This window comes from Thermobifida halotolerans (genome assembly GCF_003574835.2).
Classification (GTDB): domain Bacteria; phylum Actinomycetota; class Actinomycetes; order Streptosporangiales; family Streptosporangiaceae; genus Thermobifida; species Thermobifida halotolerans.
This window is the reverse complement of record NZ_CP063196.1, coordinates 2,721,780-2,739,731: the sequence shown is the minus strand read 5'-3', so window position 1 is coordinate 2,739,731 and position 17,952 is coordinate 2,721,780. Positions and strand designations below refer to the sequence as shown.

18 protein-coding genes and 1 tRNA gene are annotated in these 17,952 nt (G+C 72.7%); 11 read left to right on the top strand and 8 right to left on the bottom strand.

Annotated elements, in window-relative coordinates:
• Window positions 1-285: 285 nt before the first annotated feature.
• Entirely contained in the window at window positions 286-744 is a 459-nt protein-coding gene (locus NI17_RS12230) for an SseB family protein (protein ID WP_068692805.1), read from the bottom strand.
• Between the two features lie 650 nt (window positions 745-1,394).
• Between NI17_RS12230 and NI17_RS12225 the strand changes: the two genes are divergently transcribed.
• Window positions 1,395-2,177 (top strand): SGNH/GDSL hydrolase family protein, encoded by a 783-nt coding sequence (locus tag NI17_RS12225; protein ID WP_068692806.1) that lies wholly within the window; start codon window positions 1,395-1,397, stop codon window positions 2,175-2,177.
• 77 nt (window positions 2,178-2,254) lie between these two features.
• Here NI17_RS12225 and NI17_RS12220 read toward each other — a convergent pair whose 3' ends face one another.
• From NI17_RS12220 to NI17_RS12195, 6 genes are all read right to left on the bottom strand, one after another.
• Window positions 2,255-3,328 (bottom strand): EAL domain-containing protein, encoded by a 1,074-nt coding sequence (locus NI17_RS12220; RefSeq protein WP_243597505.1) that lies wholly within the window; start codon window positions 3,326-3,328, stop codon window positions 2,255-2,257.
• Window positions 3,329-3,652: 324 nt separating this feature from the next.
• Window positions 3,653-5,092: an acyl-CoA carboxylase subunit beta gene (locus NI17_RS12215; RefSeq protein ID WP_068692807.1), complete on the bottom strand. Its 1,440-nt coding sequence runs from the start codon at window positions 5,090-5,092 to the stop codon at window positions 3,653-3,655.
• Between the two features lie 135 nt (window positions 5,093-5,227).
• Entirely contained in the window at window positions 5,228-6,466 is a 1,239-nt protein-coding gene (fabF, locus tag NI17_RS12210; protein WP_068692808.1) for a beta-ketoacyl-ACP synthase II, read from the bottom strand.
• Window positions 6,467-6,603: 137 nt separating this feature from the next.
• Entirely contained in the window at window positions 6,604-6,843 is a 240-nt protein-coding gene (locus tag NI17_RS12205; protein ID WP_068692809.1) for an acyl carrier protein, read from the bottom strand.
• Between the two features lie 89 nt (window positions 6,844-6,932).
• Window positions 6,933-7,886 (bottom strand): beta-ketoacyl-ACP synthase III, encoded by a 954-nt coding sequence (locus NI17_RS12200; protein WP_068692810.1) that lies wholly within the window; start codon window positions 7,884-7,886, stop codon window positions 6,933-6,935.
• Window positions 7,886-8,842, bottom strand: a complete 957-nt coding sequence (locus NI17_RS12195; protein ID WP_084012740.1) for an ACP S-malonyltransferase — start codon at window positions 8,840-8,842, stop codon at window positions 7,886-7,888. The genes NI17_RS12200 and NI17_RS12195 overlap by 1 nt, the downstream gene beginning before the upstream one ends.
• Window positions 8,843-9,044: 202 nt before the next feature.
• Between NI17_RS12195 and NI17_RS12190 the strand changes: the two genes are divergently transcribed.
• The 5 genes from NI17_RS12190 (at window position 9,045) to NI17_RS12170 (ending at window position 13,845) form a co-directional block, all read left to right on the top strand.
• On the top strand, window positions 9,045-10,247 hold the full coding sequence (locus NI17_RS12190) for a PucR family transcriptional regulator (RefSeq protein WP_068692812.1): 1,203 nt from the start codon (window positions 9,045-9,047) through the stop codon (window positions 10,245-10,247).
• Between the two features lie 262 nt (window positions 10,248-10,509).
• Entirely contained in the window at window positions 10,510-11,430 is a 921-nt protein-coding gene (locus NI17_RS12185) for a hypothetical protein (RefSeq protein ID WP_234402038.1), read from the top strand.
• A gap of 94 nt (window positions 11,431-11,524) precedes the next feature.
• A complete protein-coding gene (locus tag NI17_RS12180; RefSeq protein ID WP_068692813.1) occupies window positions 11,525-12,292 on the top strand; it encodes a LamB/YcsF family protein in 768 nt (255 codons plus the stop codon).
• Between the two features lie 15 nt (window positions 12,293-12,307).
• Window positions 12,308-12,913 (top strand): 5-oxoprolinase subunit B family protein, encoded by a 606-nt coding sequence (locus NI17_RS12175; RefSeq protein ID WP_068692814.1) that lies wholly within the window; start codon window positions 12,308-12,310, stop codon window positions 12,911-12,913.
• Between the two features lie 71 nt (window positions 12,914-12,984).
• Complete coding sequence (locus tag NI17_RS12170) at window positions 12,985-13,845, top strand: 5-oxoprolinase subunit C family protein (protein ID WP_068692815.1); 861 nt, start codon at window positions 12,985-12,987, stop codon at window positions 13,843-13,845.
• 52 nt (window positions 13,846-13,897) lie between these two features.
• On the opposite strand, the gene NI17_RS12165 is transcribed toward NI17_RS12170, so the two are convergent.
• Window positions 13,898-15,613 (bottom strand): DUF7800 domain-containing protein, encoded by a 1,716-nt coding sequence (locus NI17_RS12165; protein WP_234402039.1) that lies wholly within the window; start codon window positions 15,611-15,613, stop codon window positions 13,898-13,900.
• Between the two features lie 156 nt (window positions 15,614-15,769).
• On the opposite strand from NI17_RS12165, the gene NI17_RS12160 reads away from it, so the two are divergent.
• From NI17_RS12160 to NI17_RS12140, 5 genes are all read left to right on the top strand, one after another.
• Window positions 15,770-16,198 carry a secondary thiamine-phosphate synthase enzyme YjbQ gene (locus NI17_RS12160; protein WP_068692817.1) on the top strand — a complete coding sequence of 143 codons (429 nt, stop codon included), beginning with the start codon at window positions 15,770-15,772 and terminating at the stop codon, window positions 16,196-16,198.
• A gap of 148 nt (window positions 16,199-16,346) precedes the next feature.
• Complete coding sequence (locus NI17_RS12155) at window positions 16,347-16,778, top strand: DUF3052 domain-containing protein (RefSeq protein ID WP_068692818.1); 432 nt, start codon at window positions 16,347-16,349, stop codon at window positions 16,776-16,778.
• A gap of 108 nt (window positions 16,779-16,886) precedes the next feature.
• Complete coding sequence (locus NI17_RS12150) at window positions 16,887-17,348, top strand: peroxiredoxin (protein ID WP_068692819.1); 462 nt, start codon at window positions 16,887-16,889, stop codon at window positions 17,346-17,348.
• 21 nt (window positions 17,349-17,369) lie between these two features.
• Window positions 17,370-17,705 (top strand): hypothetical protein, encoded by a 336-nt coding sequence (locus NI17_RS12145; RefSeq protein ID WP_068692820.1) that lies wholly within the window; start codon window positions 17,370-17,372, stop codon window positions 17,703-17,705.
• A gap of 64 nt (window positions 17,706-17,769) precedes the next feature.
• Window positions 17,770-17,843, top strand: a tRNA-Val gene (locus tag NI17_RS12140).
• Window positions 17,844-17,952: the final 109 nt, after the last annotated feature.

Here is a 17,952-nt window from a genome sequence, read left to right as displayed (position 1 = left end):
GGGGCGGACGGGCGTCGCACCGTGGCCGTCCCCGTCGATGTGGCCAAGCATGAGCGGTGGGGGGCGGAGCACCGGGTCCGACGTCGACGATGCCGACCTTTCGCAGATCGTACGTGGGAGAACGCGTCCTGTGTAGTGCCCAACGGGAGATCCTGACAGTACACCAAGTAGGGGAATGCTGGGCAATCTGCACATACGTCGTTTCAGTGCGTATGAGGTGATTTTTCTGTTACCGGGAGCGCGCGGGGCTGGGGAGGAGCCCGCCTGCGCCTCCCCAGCCCCCGGTCACCCTTCGGAAGCGGACGGGGTCCGCAGCGACCGCACCGTCTCCGGGCCGATCGGGACACTCATCGTGTTGCCGGGGTTGACCGCCATCCCCACCCCCGCCGGCAGGGCGGACGCCAACTCCCCGGCCGTGACGACCGCGAAGGGCAGGTCGCCGCTGCGCACGCTCAACTGCTCCTGGGAGGTGAAGACCGGAACGAACAGCTCACCCGCCACGTCCAGGGTCGGAAGAGACACCGAACCGTCGTCCTGCGGCCCCGACCCCTCGGGCAGCGGAACCCACAGGGGACCGTCGCGCAGGACATCGAGGAAGGCCGCCACCGGTCCGGCGCCGGTGTCCGCGCCGTCCTCGACCGTGGCGGGGTCGTCCGTCTCGACGACGGAGGCCAGGGCCTCCTCCACCGGGTTGACGGGGAAGGGGACGGAATCGGTGGGACCGGGATCAGAATGGGTGGTCACGGTTCTCGCACTCCTTGGCGGTGTCGGACGGAGGCGGCCACCGCGCGGGACGGCCGCGCGGTCGGCGCCGGTCCCGCCTCGACCGGCCGCCGACGGTGGGCGGCGGTATGCTTATCTGGTTCTTCGTACCCCCACGACTCACCCTGACACATCGGCCACGACGCGGGAGGGACAGACGCGCAGCGGTCGTCACGGTCTCCGTGGCGCGATCCGGTCGGACGTCGGCGGCGAGTGGCACGGTGGGGTGCGGCCCGGGCCGACACGGGCCTCGGCACAGGCCGCCTCCCCCGGACCGTCGCCGCCTCCGGGAGGGGCCGGACGCGCGGCGGCGGAACCTGCGGGGCGTGGACGACACACCTTCCCCGTCGCCACCGAACGCTCCGGCGAGGTGGCGGTGGCGCGCCGCCGACCGGAGGCGCCGCCCCGGCCGGCACCCGCGTCGGGGACGGCCGGAGCCCCGATCCCGTGCCAGGGCGCGACAGCCGCGCGCCAGAGCCCGCGAAGCGCCGACCACCTGAGAAAGAGAGGGTCACTTGACCACCTCAGACAAGGGAATCCTCCCCCTTCGGTCGGGAGGGGAGGCCAGCGATCCCGGAGGGGAGCCGTTCCGCCGTGCGGGGGCACGACTCCCGACGGCCATCCGCTCCTACGTGGCCATCGGAGACAGCATCACCGAAGGACTGGACGACCCCCATCCCGACGGCTCCTATCGGGGGTTCGCCGACCGGCTCGCCGAACACCTCAGCACCAGGGCTCCGGGGTTCCGCTACGCCAACCTCGCGGTGCGGGGACGGCGCATGCAGCACATCTTCGGCGAGCAGTTGGAGCAGACGCTGGAGTTCGCCCCCGACCTGGTCACCGTGCACGCCGGAGGAAACGACGTCCTGCGGCCCAACACCGACCTCGACCAGCTCGCCCTCCAGTACGACAGGGGCGTCCGCCGCCTCCGCGAGGCGGGCATCAGAGTGGTCATGCTCTCGGGGCACGACACCGGATGGGTGCCGGTGCTGCGGGTCTACCGCGGACGCATCGCGGTGTTCAGCATGCACCTGCGGGCGATAGCCGAACGCAACGGTGTCGACATCGTCGATCTGTGGGCGCTGGACGCCCTCAACGATCCGCGCGCCTGGAGCGTGGACCGCCTGCACCTCAACGCGGCGGGCCACCGGATCGTCGCGGCCCGCGTCGCCGAACTGCTCGGCCATCCCATCGGCCCCCGCGACCTGTGGGCACGCCCCTGGCCGACCCCCCACGTACCGCGGCCCCGGATCCTGCGCCGCCGGGAGACCCGCCGGTGGGCGGTGAGGTTCCTGGTTCCGTGGCTGGGCCGCAGGCTCATGGGGCGCTCCAGCGGTGACGGCCTGCTCCCCAAACGGCCCGAGTTGACCGAGCTGGCCGCCCTGCTGGAGGGGGAGCGGCGGCGACCGGGCTGACCGGGCCGGGGCGCGGAGGAGACGCCGGGAGGCGTCCCGGGGACCGGCCGCTCCGGGGTTCGCCCCGGAAAGGACCGTCAGGCCTGCGACAGGCCGCGGATGATGTCGCTGACGTGGACCACGCCCATGCACTGCCCGAACTCGTTGACGGCGATCAGGTCGTCGTAGACCCGTTCCCGGTCGACGCCCGCGATGCGCAGCGCGGTCAGCGCGGGGACGGTGCGCGGCACGGTCTTGGGGGGATCGGCCAGCCGCTGGGCGGGACGCTTGGCGTACAGCGCGTGCCCGTAGGGACCGGTGATGGAGAGCAGGAAACGCGCCCGGTCCAGGGCGGCCACCGGACGTTCGCGGTGGTCGAGCAGGATGACGCTGTTGAGGGCGGAGTCGTTGCTGAACGCCTCCAGCACCTCCTCGGCGGTCGCGTCACAGGTCATGGTCACCGCCGGGACCATGAACTCCGAGACCCGGGGACCCCCCGCCGTGTCGGACGAGGCCGGGTCCAGGGTGAGATCCGGAAGCGGGGTGACGCGGTCGCCCGGCGCCCAGTCCTCCCCGGCGAAGAACGGCCCCTGGGCGAGGCGGACGCCCGCCTGGCGCAGGCTCACCAACTGCGTCACCGAGGTCACCCCCGACGCCAGGGGGAACGTTCCGGCGCCGCGCCCGATCCGGGTCATGCCGTCCACGATCGCGGCGAACCGCTCGTTGTCGGGCAGCCCGGAGGTCAGCGTGCCGTCGATGCGGAACAGGAACGGGGCGGTCTCCACCAGCAGGTCGGGAGGGACCCGCGCGGTGCCGAACGCGTAGCGGAAGCCCAGTTCCCGCAGGTGGGCCAGCCCTCGGACGAGGTGTTCGCGGGGCAACTGCCGGATCTCGGGGTCCAGCATGAACGTGACGTCGCGAGGCCGACGGCCACTCCGACGCAGGGTGTCCTCCACAAACGCGAACGGTTCCCGTCCGGCGGTCAGCAGCCGGGCGGGAACCGGGAGGACGAGCGGGAGCAGGTTCTCGCGTGCCATGACCTCGCGTGCGGTACGGCCCAGGCGCTCGGCCAGCGTGGCGACGTCCTCACCGTGCTGCTCCTCGGCGGGGTACACGGCTTCGATCGCCAGCACCGCTCCCGAATCCAGGTCGACGATCGGACGCAGTGCCACGGGACGGCTCACGGCCGCCACGGTGTCGAGGCGCGTGTCATCGTAGAAACTCGTCTGTGGAGGCACACCACAATGGTCGCGATCCGCAAAGCTCCCCGGGAGGGCGGCGGGGTTAAAACAACTTGAACTCTGCGTGCGCCCTGACGGGGGTGCGGAGAGGGCCCCGAGAAAAGAGACCTGGGACACAGACGGCTGTGCCGATCATAACGCATGTCCGCCCCGACCAGCGAAACCGCGGCGCGAAAGCACGATCTGCGGGCGGTGAGCCGGACAACCGCCGCGGCGCGGGCACCGAGGAGCTCCCCGCGCCGCGGGCGGAAACCACTACAGCGGAATGTTGCCGTGCGCCCCGCGGGCGGGCGGCGCGGTGGCGATGGCCGCGGCCAGCGCGCTGCGGGTCCGGTCGGGAGCGACGACCTCGTCGACCACACCGAGCTCACGGGCACGGTCCAGTCCCCCGGCGATCCTCTCGTGCTCGGCGGCCAACCGGGCCTCCAGCGCGGGACGCTCCTCCTCGGGGACGGCGGCGAGCTTCTTGCGGTGCAGGATGCGCACGGCGGCCACCGCGCCCATCACCGCGACCTCGGCGGTCGGCCAGGCCAGAACCCGGGTGGCGCCCAGGGAGCGCGAGTTCATCGCGATGTAGGCCCCGCCGTAGGACTTGCGGACGACCAGGGTCACCCGGGGAACGGTCGCCTCGGCGAAGGCGTGCAGCAGTTTGGCGCCGCGGCGCACCACGCCGTCCCACTCCTGGCCCACCCCGGGCAGATAGCCCGGGACGTCCACCAGAACCACCAGCGGAACCCCGAAGGAGTCGCACATGCGCACGAAGCGGGCGGCCTTCTCCGCGGACAGCGAGTCCAGGCAGCCGCCCTTGCGCAGCGGGTTGTTGGCGATGACGCCGACGGTGCGCCCACCCATGCGGCCCAGCGCGATGACGATGTTCGGCGCCCACCTGGCCTGCAACTCCACCGACTCCTCGGTCAGCGGGGAGTCCAGGACGCCGTTCACTAGGGGTTTGATGTCGTAGGCGCGCCGCGGCGACTCCGGGAGCACCCCGCCCAGGTCCACGTCGGTCACGTCCCGCAGCCGTAGCTGCCCCTGGTGGCCCAGCAGCAGGGCCAGTCTGCGGCCCTGGAGCATCGCGGAGACGTCGTCGGGGGTGGTCACGTGCACAACACCGCTGCGCCGCCCGTGCGCGTCCACACCGCCCAGGTCCTCGGCGGTGATCTGCTCGCCGGTGACGCTGCGCACCACGTCCGGTCCGGTCACGAAGACCTTGGCGCCCCGCGACATCACCACGATGTCGGTGAGCGCCGGACCGTAGGCGGCGCCGCCCGCGGCCGGGCCCAGCACCACCGAGATCTGGGGGACCACGCCCGAGGCGCGGGTCATCGCGGCGAACACCCGGCCCACCGCGTGCAGGCTCTCCACGCCCTCGGCCAGCCGCGCGCCGCCGGAGTGCCACAGGCCGATGACCGGCATCCGCTCGCGGACCGCGTGCTCGTAGGCGGTCTCGATCACCGCGCACCCCGCGGTGCCCATCGCCCCGCCCTGGATGCGGGGGTCGTTGGCGAAGGCCACCGCGGGCATGCCGTTGATCCGGCCCACACCCGCCAGCGCGGCGCTGTCGTCCTCGGCGGTGAGCAGCCGCAGCGACCCCTCGTCGAAGAAGGAGGCGAGACGGACGCGCGGGTTGCGGGAGTCCTCGGTCGTGGCGGTCGACGTCGAGGGACCGGCGACGCGGTTGTCGATCACAGTCACGTGGGCCAGCTCCTTCGGGGAAACGCGGTCGTTACCGGGCGGACGGGCTGCGCGTCCGCGGAAGCGGGAGTGGAGAGCTCGGTGGACCGGGGCGCGGCCGCCGCGACGCGGACCGGGCGGACGCGCCCCTTCGGGTCACGGCCGACGGAACACGAGGGCGACGTTGTGGCCGCCGAAGCCGAAGGAGTCGTTGAGCGCGGCGACCGCGTCGGCGGGCAGTTCCCGCGGCTTGTCCACGACGACGTCGACGGCGACCCCGGGGTCGATCTCCTCGACGTTGATCGTGGCCGGAACCACCCCGTGGTGCAGGGACAGGATCGTCGCGACGGACTCCAGCGCGCCCGCGCCGCCCAGCAGGTGACCGGTCATGGACTTGGTGGAGGTGACCGCGACCGCGTCGGCGGCGGAGTCGCCCAGCGCCGTGCGGATCGCGATGGTCTCGGGGACGTCGCCGGCCGGGGTGGACGTGGCGTGCGCGTTGACGTGCGCGATGTCGGAGGGACGCAGTCCCGCGTCGTCGATCGCGGCGGAGATGGCGCGGGCCGCCCCCTCGCCCGCCGGGTCGGGCTGCACCATGTCGTAGGCGTCGCAGGTGTACCCGGTTCCGGCGGCCACCGCGTAGACGCGGGCGCCGCGCGCGGCGGCGTGCTCGGCCGACTCCAGGATCAGCGTGCCCGAGCCCTCGCCCATGACGAAGCCGTCCCGGTTGACGTCGAAGGGGCGCGAGGCGCCCTGCGGGTCGTCGTTACGGGTGGACAGCGCGCGCATCGCGGCGAACGCGGCGACGTTCAGCGGGTGGATCGCGGCCTCGCAGCCGCCCGCGATCACTATGTCGGCGCGGCCGGAGCGGATCATGTTGATGCCGTCGGCGATGGCCTCGGCGCTGGACGCGCAGGCGCTCACCGTGGCGTGGGAGCCCGCGCGCGCGGTGAACTCCAGGGCCACCGCGGCGGCCGGGCTGTTGGGCATGAGCATCGGCACCGTGAACGGCGAGACCCGCTTCCAGCCCTTCTCCCGGAAGGTGTCGTACTGGTTGAGGGTGGTCAGGATGCCGCCGATGCCGCTGGACACCACGACACCCAGGCGCAGCGGGTCGACCTCGGGGGAGCCCGCGTCGGCCCACGCCTCGTGCGCGGTGATCAGCGCCATCTGCTGGGTCCGGTCCAGGCGGCGCAGTCGGTGGCGTTCCAGCTTCTCGGACGGTTCCTCGGCGAGGAGGCCCGCGAAGTGCACGGGAAGCTTCTCGTGCCACTCCTCGGGCAGGTTGGTGATGCCGGATCGACCTTCGAGCAGCGCCGACCAGGTCGTGGCGACGTCGCCTCCCAGAGGGCTGCTGACTCCAAGGCCGGTGACGACGACTTCGCGGTTACTCATGGTCGATCGCCCTTCTCGTCATGGTGGTCGGTGCGCCGTGCTCCCCGCGGCGCGCGGGCCGCTCGAAGACGATCCCCGAGCGCGGGCTGGACGTGCCCGCCGACGAGTACGGCGTCGGCGGGCGGTGACGGCGTCGCCTACTTCTGGATGTAGGTGATGACGTCCTGGACCGTCTTGAGGTCCTTGAGCTGGTCGTCGGGGATCTCCACGCCGAACTTGTCCTGCGCGGCGACGGCGATCTCAACCATCGACAGCGAGTCGATGTCGAGGTCGTCCACGAAGCTCTTCTCCGGGGTGACCTCGCCCGCGGGGACACCGGCGATCTCGTCGATGATCTCGGCGAGGCCGTCCAGGATCTCCTTGTCCGAGTAGGCCATGTCAGGTTTCTCCTTTACGTTCTTGCTGCCATGAGGCGGGACACGCCCGACGGCTTCGGTGTGTTGCGAAACGGAGCCGGACCGCGGTGTCAGGGAAGCCGCAGCACCTGTGCCGCATACGTGAGGCCGGCTCCGAAACCCAGGGTGAGCACGGTGCTTCCCGAGGGGAGTTCGCCGCGCCCGATCATGCGCGAGAGCGCGAGCGGGATGGAAGCCGACGAGGTGTTCCCCGCGGTGACAATATCGCGGGCGACGAGCGCCTGAGGCGCGCCCAGCCTACGGGCGATGGACTCCACGATGCGCAGGTTCGCCTGGTGCGGCACGAACGCGGTGAGTTCCTCGGGGGCCACACCGGCCCGCTCCAGCGCCTCCAGCGCCACCGGGTACAGCTCGGTGGTGGTCCACCGGAAGACCGTCTGGCCCTCCTGGTGGAGGTACTTGTGGTCGCGCAGGTAGATCTTGTCGGCGCGGTCGCCGGAGCTGCCCCACACCACGGGGCCGATGCCGGGCTCCTCCGCCGCGGACACCACCACGGCGCCCGCGCCGTCGGCGAAGATCACGCAGGTGGAGCGGTCGTCCCAGTCGAGCCAGTCGGAGAGCTTCTCCGCGCCGATCACCAGCACGTTGCGCGCCGAACCGCCGCGCACCGCGTCGTTGGCCAGGCTCAGGGCGTAGCAGAAGCCCGCGCAGGCCGCGTTGACGTCGAAGGCTCCGGGCGCGGTGATGCCCAGGCGCGCGGCCACGCTCGCCGAGGTGTTGGGGATCTGGTCCTTCTGGGTGCAGGTCGCGACGATCACCAGGTCGATGGCCTCGGGGCCCAGTCCGCTGGCGGCCAGCGCCTTGCCGCCCGCGGCCACCGCCATGTCGGTCAGGCTCTCCTCGGGGGAGGCGATGCGGCGCTCGGCGATGCCCACGCGGCTGCGGATCCACTCGTCGGAGGTGTCCACTCGGGCGGCCAGGTCGTCGTTGGTGACGACGTTGGCGGGCTGGTACTCGCCGAAGGCGACGACACGCGCTCCGGGGGATGCTGGGGAGGTTTTCATCACGCTTGCCCTTCCAGGTCGGCGGAGACCGCGCCCGCGTGCGTCTTGACGAGTTCACGCGCCCGGTCCAGGTCCTCGGGAGACTTGACGGCGAGCAGTTCGACGCCGCGCAGCGCGCGCTTGGCCAGACCCGTGAGGGTGCCCGCGGGAGGGAGTTCGATCAGTGCGGTGACGCCGAGGTCGGCGAGCGTGGCGGTGCAGGAGTCCCACCGGACCGGTGAGCTGATCTGCGACACCAGGCGGGACAGGTACTCCGCCCCCGACGTCACGACCGCGCCGTCACGGTTGGACAGCAGTCGGGTGCGCGGGTCGTCGGCGCTCGTCGTGGCCGCCAGCGCGTCGACCCGATCCACCGCCGGAGCCATGTGGTGGGTGTGGAACGCGCCGGCCACCGACAGCGGACGCAGCCGGGCCCTGGCGGGGGGAGCGGCGGCGAACGCCTCCAGTTGCTCGACGGTGCCGGCGGCGACGATCTGTCCCGAGCCGTTGTCGTTGGCGGGGGTCAGGCCCGCGGCCTCGATCGCGGAGAGCACCTCGTCGCGGTCGCCGCCCAGCACCGCGGTCATGCCGGTGGGGGTGACGGCGGAGGCCTCGGCCATGCCCCGGCCGCGCTCGGCGACCAGGGCCAGCGCGTCGCGGGGGGACAGCACCCCGGCGACCGCGGCGGCGGTGAACTCGCCGACGCTGTGCCCGGCGACCACGTCGACCGACGCGGCGGAGTCGAGGTCGCCGAACATCGCGACGGTCGCCGCGATGCCCGCGCTCACCAGGAGCGGCTGGGCCACCGCGGTGTCACGGATCTCCTCGGCGTCGGCGGCGGTGCCGTAGTGGACGAGGTCGAGGCCGACCACGTCCGACCACTCGGCGAACCGCTCCGCCATGCCGGGGAGTTCGAGCCACGCGGAGAGGAAACCGGGTACCTGGGCCCCTTGGCCCGGAGCGACGATTGCAAGCACAGCATCCACCTTGCCCTGTAGAACATCACCAGCTTGATAGAGACAGGTACGAAGTTCACCGCCCGTGTTTTGTAGAACCCTCACAAAAACGGGAGCTGATACCCGAGATGAGAGTGTCCTGGGTCACCTTTTGGTCTCCCGGCTTCCGGAAGCGGGGATCCCACCGGACGGCCGTCCCGGCCCGGGGTGCCACCCTAGGGGAATGACCACCGATTCCACTGACGCGCCCCCGACCGACGAGGCCGCCGTGCGCGCGGAGACCGTGCGGCGGCTGGAACGCGCCATGGGCTCCCTGGGCACCGCCGCGGTGGCACGGATGGAGCAGCGGCTGTCCTGGTTCCGCTCCATGTCCGCCGAGGACCGCTCCTGGGTGGGGCTGGTCGCCCAGTCGGGTGTGGCCGCCTTCGTCGACTGGTTCAAGCACCCCGACCGGGGACGCCCGGCGATCGCCGTGGAGGTCTTCGGCACCGCGCCCCGGGAACTGACCCGCTCGGTGTCGCTGCAGCAGACGGTGGAGATGGTGCGGGTCGTCATCGACGTCGTGGAGAGCCGCGTCACGGAACTGGCCGCGCCGGGCGGCGAGCAGCAGTTGCGCGAGGCCATGCTCCGCTACAGCAGGGAGGTGGCCTTCAGCACCGCCCGCGTCTACGCCCGGGCCGCCGAGGCCAGGGGCGCCTGGGACGCCCGCCTGGAGGCGCTCATCGTCGACGCGCTGCTGCACGGGGACCGCGAGGAGGGGCTGCAGACCTGGGGGGCGTCGCTGGGCTGGTCGCGCACGCCGGTGATCGCGATCGCCGGGCTCCTCGGAGACCAGGACGCCGAGGAGGTCCTGGCGGACCTGCGGGCGCGCGCCCGCAGGTCCGGACACGACGTGCTCGCCGGGGTCCAGGGGGAGCGGGTGGTGGTCGTGGTGGGCGTCAACGACCAGACCACCCCCGACCCGATGGCCGCGGCCACCCCCCTGGCGGGGCTCTTCGGCCCCGGAGCCGTGGTGGTGGGGCCGCCGGTGTCCGACCTGCGCGCCGCCAGTCGGTCGGCCCGCGCCGCGGTGGACGGCCTGCGCGCGGCCCCGGGGTGGCCCGACGCGCCCCGACCGGTCGCCGCCGAGGACCTGCTGCCCGAACGGGCACTGGACGGCGACCGGGACGCTCGACGTAGACTCGTCGAAGAGGTGTACCTGCCGCTGCGCGACGCGGGAACCCCCCTGCTGGACACCCTGGCGGTGTACCTGGAGCACGCCTCGTCCCTGGAGTCCACCGCGCGGATGCTGTTCGTCCACCCCAACACCGTGCGCTACCGGCTCAGCCGGGTGGCCGAGCTCACCGGGTTCGCCCCCGCGGACGGGCGCGGCTCCTTCGTGCTGCGGATCGCGCTGACCCTGGGGCGGCTGGCCGAACGCGGCTGAGCCCCGGATCCGGCGGCGGGAACCCTCCCGCGGTCCTTCCGCGTTTCCCGGAAGCGGCGGAAGCGCCGTTCCCGACGGGTGTTTCGGCACCGGGAGGGGTGGCAGAAAGAAGCCGCACGACACGTGAAAACCGGATAACGTGAGCGGTGGACACGCGCAGAGGTTGTGTCCGCTTCTCTTCGTACCGTGGTCACGGTTCTCCGGCCCGGCGCAGGGGCGTGTCAACCGGTTGGTGAGACGGAACACGTGGTAAGGGGGAGTAGTGGCGGCGTCCGTGGTGGAGCGGTTGCGTACTCGCGTCGTGGAATACGTCCAGGAGCCCACGGCGGCAGGCCAGATCCGACGCCAGGTCTTCTTCTACATCCCGATACCGGTCCTGGTGCTGGGGCTGCTCGCTCTTGTCCTGCGCGGTCAGTGGTCGGCGCCGGGATGGACGATCCTGCTGGCCGTGTCGGTCGCGGTCGGTTCACTGCTGCTGGCGTGCGTCGCCCAGCCCACGCCGCTGCCCGAGGGAATCCCGCCCGAGGTCTCGGTGCGCCGTTCGCTGCACCGCTTCCGCCAGATCACCGGTCTGCGCATCGGTCTGGCGATGACACCCGTCGTGATGGGCGCCGCGGCGTCGATCGCGGGAGGCGGGCTGTTCCCCTACACCGTCGCCTTCCTGCTGGCCTGGCCGCAGTTGCTGCTGGCGTTTCCCGGATACTTCACCGTCTCCCGGGCCCGCAGGGCGATGGAGGCGTGGGGCACCAAGGCGTACCTGTGGGCCGCTCTGGCCCAGCCCGCCAGGGTGGAGTGGCCGCTGATCACCCGCCTGCTCGACCGGCGCCGCGCGCGCCTGTCCGGCGAACGCTCCCCGAAGGCCGCCAAAAGCTTCGGCGAGTCCCTGTGGAAGAGGCGGAGGAAGCGGGAGAAGCAGGAGGAGGCGGCGGGAGAGGAGGCCCCCGCCCTTCCCGGCGTACCCGACCGCCTGACCCCGCCGAGCACCCCCATGACCCCGGTCGAGGCGGTGGTGCCCGGGTTCGCCGACTCCCCGAAGGGCACGCGCAGCGGCTCCGCGACCGGCCCCGCGCTGCGCCTGCCCGTGCAACTGCAACTGCTGCGGCTGCGCGCCAACACCCGACCCAGGCCGCGGAGCAGGCGCGTCGAACAGCGCCACAGGGCCAAGAACAACCAGGGAAACTGACCCGGTCCCGTCCTCCGGGCGGTTCCCGGGCGGAGGACGGCACGGTGCGGACGCGCCGTCGGCCCCGACCGACCGCACGAACAGGAAGACCCCGATGCGCATCGACCTCAACTCCGACCTCGGTGAGGGTTTCGGTCGCTGGGAACTCGGCGACGACGAGGCACTGCTGTCCATCGTCACCAGCGCCAACGTCGCCTGCGGCTTCCACGCCGGGGACCCCACCGTGCTGCGCGGGGTCTGCGGGCAGGCCGTCCGCCGCGGCGTCGCCGTCGGGGCCCAGGTCGGCTACCGCGACCTCGCCGGTTTCGGACGGCGGTTCATCGACGTGCCGGCCGGCGAACTGACCAACGACGTCATCTACCAGATCGGCGCGCTCGACGCCTTCGCGCGGATCGCCGGGGACCGTGTCCGCTACGTCAAACCGCACGGGGCGCTGTACAACGCGATCGTCCACCACGAGGAGCAGGCCCGCGCGGTCGTCGAGGCGGTCCGTCTCTACGACCCCGGACTGTCCGTCCTGGGACTGCCCGGATCGCGGTGGCTGGAGCTGGCCGAGCAGGCGGGGCTGCGCACCGTGCGGGAGGCGTTCGCCGACCGCGCCTACACGCCCGAGGGCACGCTGGTGCCGCGCCGACAGCCCGGGGCGGTGCTGCACGATCCCGACGAGATCGCCGAACGCTGCCTGCGGATCGTCCACGGCGAGCCCGTCACCGCGGTCGACGGCACCCCGGTGCGCGTCCGGGCCGACTCCCTGTGCGTGCACGGCGACACCCCCGGCGCGGTGCGCGTCGCCGAGCAGGTGGCGCGGCGCCTGGCCGACGCGGGCGTGCGGATCGCGGCGTTCGCCCTGGAACGCGACTGAGGCGGGGAGGAACGGATGCGCGTCCTGGACTGCGGCGACACCGGAGTGCTCGTCGAGGTCGCCGACCTCGACGAGGTCGTGGCGCTGCACGCGGCGCTCGCCGCGCAACCGCCGCCGGGAGTGGAAGAGCTCGTCCCCGCCGCGCGCACCGTGCTGCTGCGCGTCAGCCCCGGCCACGACACCGCCGCGGTCGCCGCCGCCGTGCGCGCGCTGCGGCCCCGGCCCCGCCACCTCGCCGCGGCGGAGGAGGTGGAGATCCCGGTGCGCTATGACGGCGCGGACCTGCCCGACATCGCCGCGGCCACCGGGCTGGGCGAGTCCGGGGTCGTCGCCGCGCACTCCTCGGCCACCTGGACCGTGGCCTTCTGCGGGTTCGCGCCCGGATTCGGCTACCTCGTGGGCGACGACCCCCGGCTGCACGTGCCGCGCCGGGCGGAGGCCCGCACCCGGGTGCCCGCCGGATCGGTCGCCCTGGCGGGCGGCTTCACCGGCGTCTACCCGCGCAGCTCACCGGGCGGCTGGCAGTTGCTGGGCCGCACCGACACCGTGGTCTGGGACCTCGACCGCGACCCGCCGGGACTGCTGCGCCCCGGCGTGCGGGTCAGGTTCGTCCCGGTGTGACGGGGACGGCGCCCGCGCGCCCGCGCTCCGGCCGGGCCGCGCCGGGGCAGGACAGGGAGGGGACGGAACGCATGGCGGCACTGGAGGTGCTGGAGACCGGTGTCCTCACCACGGTGCAGGACGCGGGCAGAGTCGGCCACGCCTCGCTCGGTGTCGGCCGGTCGGGAGCGGCCGACGCGGTCTCCTACGCGCTGGCCAACCGGTTGGTGGCCAACCCGCCCGGCGCCGCCGCCCTGGAGGCGACCCTCGGCGGGCTGAGGGTGCGCGCCCGCGGGGCCGTGACGGCGGCCGTCACCGGGGCTCCGGGACCGGTCGGTGTCGACGGGCGCGCCGCCGCGGTGAACACCGTCCTGCACCTGCGCGACGGAGCCGAGTTGCGCGTGGGCGTTCCCGACCGCGGACTGCGCAGCTACCTGGCCGTGCGCGGCGGCGTCAGCGTGCCCCCGGTGCTGGGGTCGCGCAGTACCGACACCCTCGCCGGGCTCGGCCCCGACAGGGTCACCCCGGGGACCGTGCTCCCGGTGGGCGCGCCGCCGCCGACCCCGCCCGTCGTCGACCTCGCCCCCGACGCCGCGTTCCCCGGCCACGAGGTCGAGTTGCGCGTGGTCCTGGGACCGCGCCACGACTGGTTCACCCCCGACGCCGTGCACACCCTGCTGAACGGCGTCTACGTGGTCAGCGACCGCACCGACCGGGTCGGCGCGCGGCTGCTGGGGCCGCCGCTGCCCCGTGCCCGCGCCGGGGAGCTGCCCAGCGAGGGCATGGTTCCCGGCGCGCTGCAGATCCCGCACGACGGCGACCCCGTGCTCTTCCTCGCCGACCACCCCGTCACCGGCGGCTACCCGGTGATCGCCGTCGTGGTCTCCGCCGACCTCCGCTGGGCCGCCCAGGCCCGCCCGGGAACACGCCTGCGGTTTCGCCGCCTGCGGTGACGCCGACACCGGGGGACCGCCCGGTGTTCGCCCCCGGACGCCGGGACCACCCTCAGGTGAGGACGCGCGCGGCCAGGTCCCGCAGCGGCGGCCGGGCAAGAACCCCGGAGTCCGCCTCCGACACGGCGCGGGCGGTGGGGGAGTGCTCCCAGCGCACCGAGGCGCTGCGGCCGTCCAGGACGAGGGTGGCCAGGGCGTTGTCGTACCAGAGGCCGCCGCTGAGCCGCCAGTCCAGGGCGGGGGCGCGCACCCCCGCCAGTCGGGCCAGCACGCGGCAGCCCAGCCCGGTGACCGCCCGTCCGGCCAGCCACGTCATGCGGCGCATCGCGGGCGGCAGCCAGTTGCACAGGGGAGAGCAGACCAGTTGCGCGATCACCGTGTCCGTCCGTCGGCCGCGGGCCCGCGCCCGCGCCAGGTAGGAGAAGTGCACGTCCCCGCCGAGGAACAGCACACTCGCCGGGGGTGTGCCGCGCCCGCCGTCGGCCACCTCCAGCACCGCCTCCGACACCGCGGCGAAGGACCGCTGGAACGCCGCCCAGTGCTCCAGGTCCAGTCGCTGGCGCAGTCGCTCACCCGGCCCGCGCAGCCGCTCGCCCCACGCGCCCGCGCACACCGCCTCGTTCCACGCCTCCAGGTAGTGGACGCCCTTCGGCAGCAGGAACGGCAGGGTGCTGGCCACCACCAGGTGGTCCACGTCCCCGGTCAGGGACTCGTCCAACCACCGTCCGCCCGCGGAGCCGAGCATGGAGCGGGCGCGGTCGTCGGCGACGTCCCGGCCGCACCGGGTGTCCACCATCAGCACCCGGCTGCGGCCGAAGGCGTGGGAGTGGCTCCAGCGGTAGGAGTCGGGTTCGTCGTGGGCCCGCCACGCGAAGGCGTCCAGGGCGGCGCCGCCGTCCCCGCCGTCGCGCAGCGCCCGCCACACCGGGTCCGCGGCGCGCTCTTCCGGGGAGAGGTTGCCCGCGTGCTGGTAGACCCAGTAGGAGCCCAGTCCGGCGGTGATGCGGGGACGCCACCACCGGTTCTCGGCGATCCGGCGGCGCCAGGTCCCCGATGTGTTCCAGTCGTCGCGGATGTCGTGGTCGTCGAAGAGCATCAGCGTGGGCACCGTGGACAGCAGCCACCGGACGTCCGGGTCGCTCCACGACAGCCGGTACAGCTCGGCGTACTCGTCGAAGAACACCACCTCGTCGTCGGGCGGGCGGACCCGGTGCGCCGGGGTGTGGGCGCGCCGGGCGGCCAGGTACTCGCGCATCGGCTGCTGGATCTCGTCGGCGTACACCTGGTCGCCGATGAGCAGCAGCGCGGTGGGTTCCGGTGCGGCCGGAGCGGCCGCACGGCGGGCCTCGGCCAGACGCAGCGCGTAGGCGCGCAGGACGTCCGCCCCGTAGCGCGCCACCGCGGCCGGGCCGTGGTCGGTGGGAGTGCGGCAGGAGCCGAACAGCAGCCGCTGGGGAGCCGAGGGGTCCAGTGCGCGCAGCAGGCTCGGCGGATGCGGCGAGCCCGGTTCCGGCCACACCGGAACCCCGTTCACGCTCACCCGGTACTCCACGGACTGCCCCGGCCGCAGTCCCCCGATCTCGCACAGGGCGTAGTGGTGCCCGTGTACCGCGAACGTGTCGGCGTGCGCGGCCAGATCCCCGGCGCTGACCGTGACCGTGCCGGGAGCGTCGGTCTCCACCCAGATCGTGGCGGTTGTCTCACTCACGTGGCGCAGCATCGGGCCGAGCCGCAGTCCGTTCCCCACTGTCTCTCCCGCCGTCGACATCGTCTCGGGGCGCCCCGCCCCTGGCGTGAGTATGGTCTCTTCCGTGCGGGGCGGACCAGTCCGGGACCCGGGAACGGTCGGCGTTCCGTTTCCGCCCGGAGCGGACGAGGGGGAAACGAGGTTGCAACCGGTCCGAACATGGGTAACCGTTGCCGCATGCGGACCACAATGCTCGATCTGCACACCGGCGGATCCGAGAAGATCGTCGACATCACCCCGCAGTGCGCCGACTTCGTCGCGCAGACCGGCGGAGACGGACTGTTGAACGTGTTCGTCCCGCACTCCACGGCCGGAGTGGCGATCATGGAGCTGGGCTCCCGCTCCGACGAGGATCTCCTCGCCAGTCTGGGCGACCTCCTCCCCGCGGACGACCGATGGCGGCACCGGCACGGGTCGCGCGGCCACGGTCGCTCGCACGTCATGCCCGCCCTCATCGCCCCCTACGCCACCGTTCCCGTGGTTTCGGGGAAACTCGCCCTGGGGACGTGGCAGTCTGTCGCCGTTGTCGACCTGAACATCGACAATCCCGACCGCCAGATCCGGTTGTCGTTCTTGACGAGTCCGGCGGAGGGGGCAGGATGGTAGAAGCAGATCACACAAGCGAACACGCGTTGACGAATCAGGTACCCAGCGTGTGAACTTAGCCAGCAACGGCGGGATCGCCCCGGAAACGGGACCAGTCGCGGCCGTGCCCGTGACAGACGGGCGACATCGAAGTGGAGGAGGACTTTTCGTGAGCGCGACCGCGGGCCAGGCGCAGAGCGAACGCGGCCTGGCCGAACGACTCGGGTTCAAACCGGGTCAGGTGGTGCAGGAGTTTGGGTTCGACGACGACGTGGACGAGCAGCTGCGCCGGTCGATCGCCGAAGCCACCGGCAATGAGCTGGTCGATGAGGACTACCCCGACGTCGTGGACGCGGCACTGCTGTGGTGGCGCGATGACGAGGAGGACGATCTCACCGACGTGCTCGTGGACGTGTCCGCCACGATCGAGGGCGGCGGCACCATCCTGGTGCTGACCCCCAAGGCCGGGAGAGAGGGGCACGTCTCACCCAGCGACGTCGCGGAAGCCGCGACGACCGCGGGACTGTCGCAGACCAGCGCGGTGAGCGCCGGACCCGACTGGTCGGGTACCCGGCTCGTGCTGCCCAGGGGACAGCGCTGACGATCCTGCGCTCCTCTCCGTCGACGCCGCGGACGTCGGAGCCCGACACGGGCCGCGTGCCGTCCCCCGCTCGGGGCGGCGCGCGGCCGGGACAGGAATCGAGAACCCATGTCGATCGAGGTTGGCCAGTACGCGCCCGACTTCGAGCTCGCCGACCAGCACGGCCAGACCGTCCGCCTGTCGGACTTCCGGGGCCGCGCGAGGGTCGCGGCGGTGTTCTATCCGCTGGCCTTCTCCGGTATCTGCGAGGATGAGCTGCGCCAGCTCCGCGACAGCGCGGAGGAGTTCGCCGAACGCGACGTCCAACTGCTGGGAATCTCGGTGGACTCCATGTTCGCCCACCGGATCTGGGCCGATCAGGAGGGCGTGGACTTCCCGCTGCTGTCGGACTTCTGGCCGCACGGCGCGGTCGCCCAGGCGTACGGGGTCTTCGACGACGCCAGGGGGGTCGCGCTGCGCGGCAGTTTCCTGGTCGACACCGAGGGGGTCGTGCGCTGGAAGATCGTCAACCCGATCTCCCGGGGCCGCGACCTCGACGACTACCGCAAGGCGCTCGTCGAGCTGGACTGAGAACAACCGAAGGAGAAATCCATGCCCTGCTACCTGTGCGGGGCGCGGCCGAGCGATCCCGCGGGCGGCGGCGAGCCGTGGAAGCGCGGGGTCCGCCGGGAACGCCAGGTGCTGATCTGCCCGGACTGCCTGGTCAGTCGGGACTGGAAGGCGGACCTGGACCGGTGCGGCTGTTGCCGTTCCACGTTCCTGATCTCCCGTCTGGGGGAGATCGAGTGCCACGGCTGCGGTGAGGTCCGCCCGCAGGCGGTGTCCGCGGTCGAGCCGCCCCGGGTGGACGCGGCCCTCACCAACGAGGTGGAGCAGGCGCTGTCCCGGGTGTTGAGCGGCCTGGCCGGACCACGCGTGCGACGCTGACCCGCCTGAACCGGTACTATCTCCCTGCGGGAGGATGCCCGCCCGGTCGGGCATCCGGGTGCACGGGCGTGTAGCTCAGTTGGTCAGAGCACCCGCCTTACAAGCGGGCGGTCGGAGGTTCGAGTCCTCTCGCGCCCACGGACTCGGGACGACCCTGCTCGGGGGCCTTCGGCCGCCTCGCAGGGTCGTCTCGTTTTTTCCTCCAGGGAACTTCCGATTGCCCCGGTGCGGGCAACCGCTAGTGCCT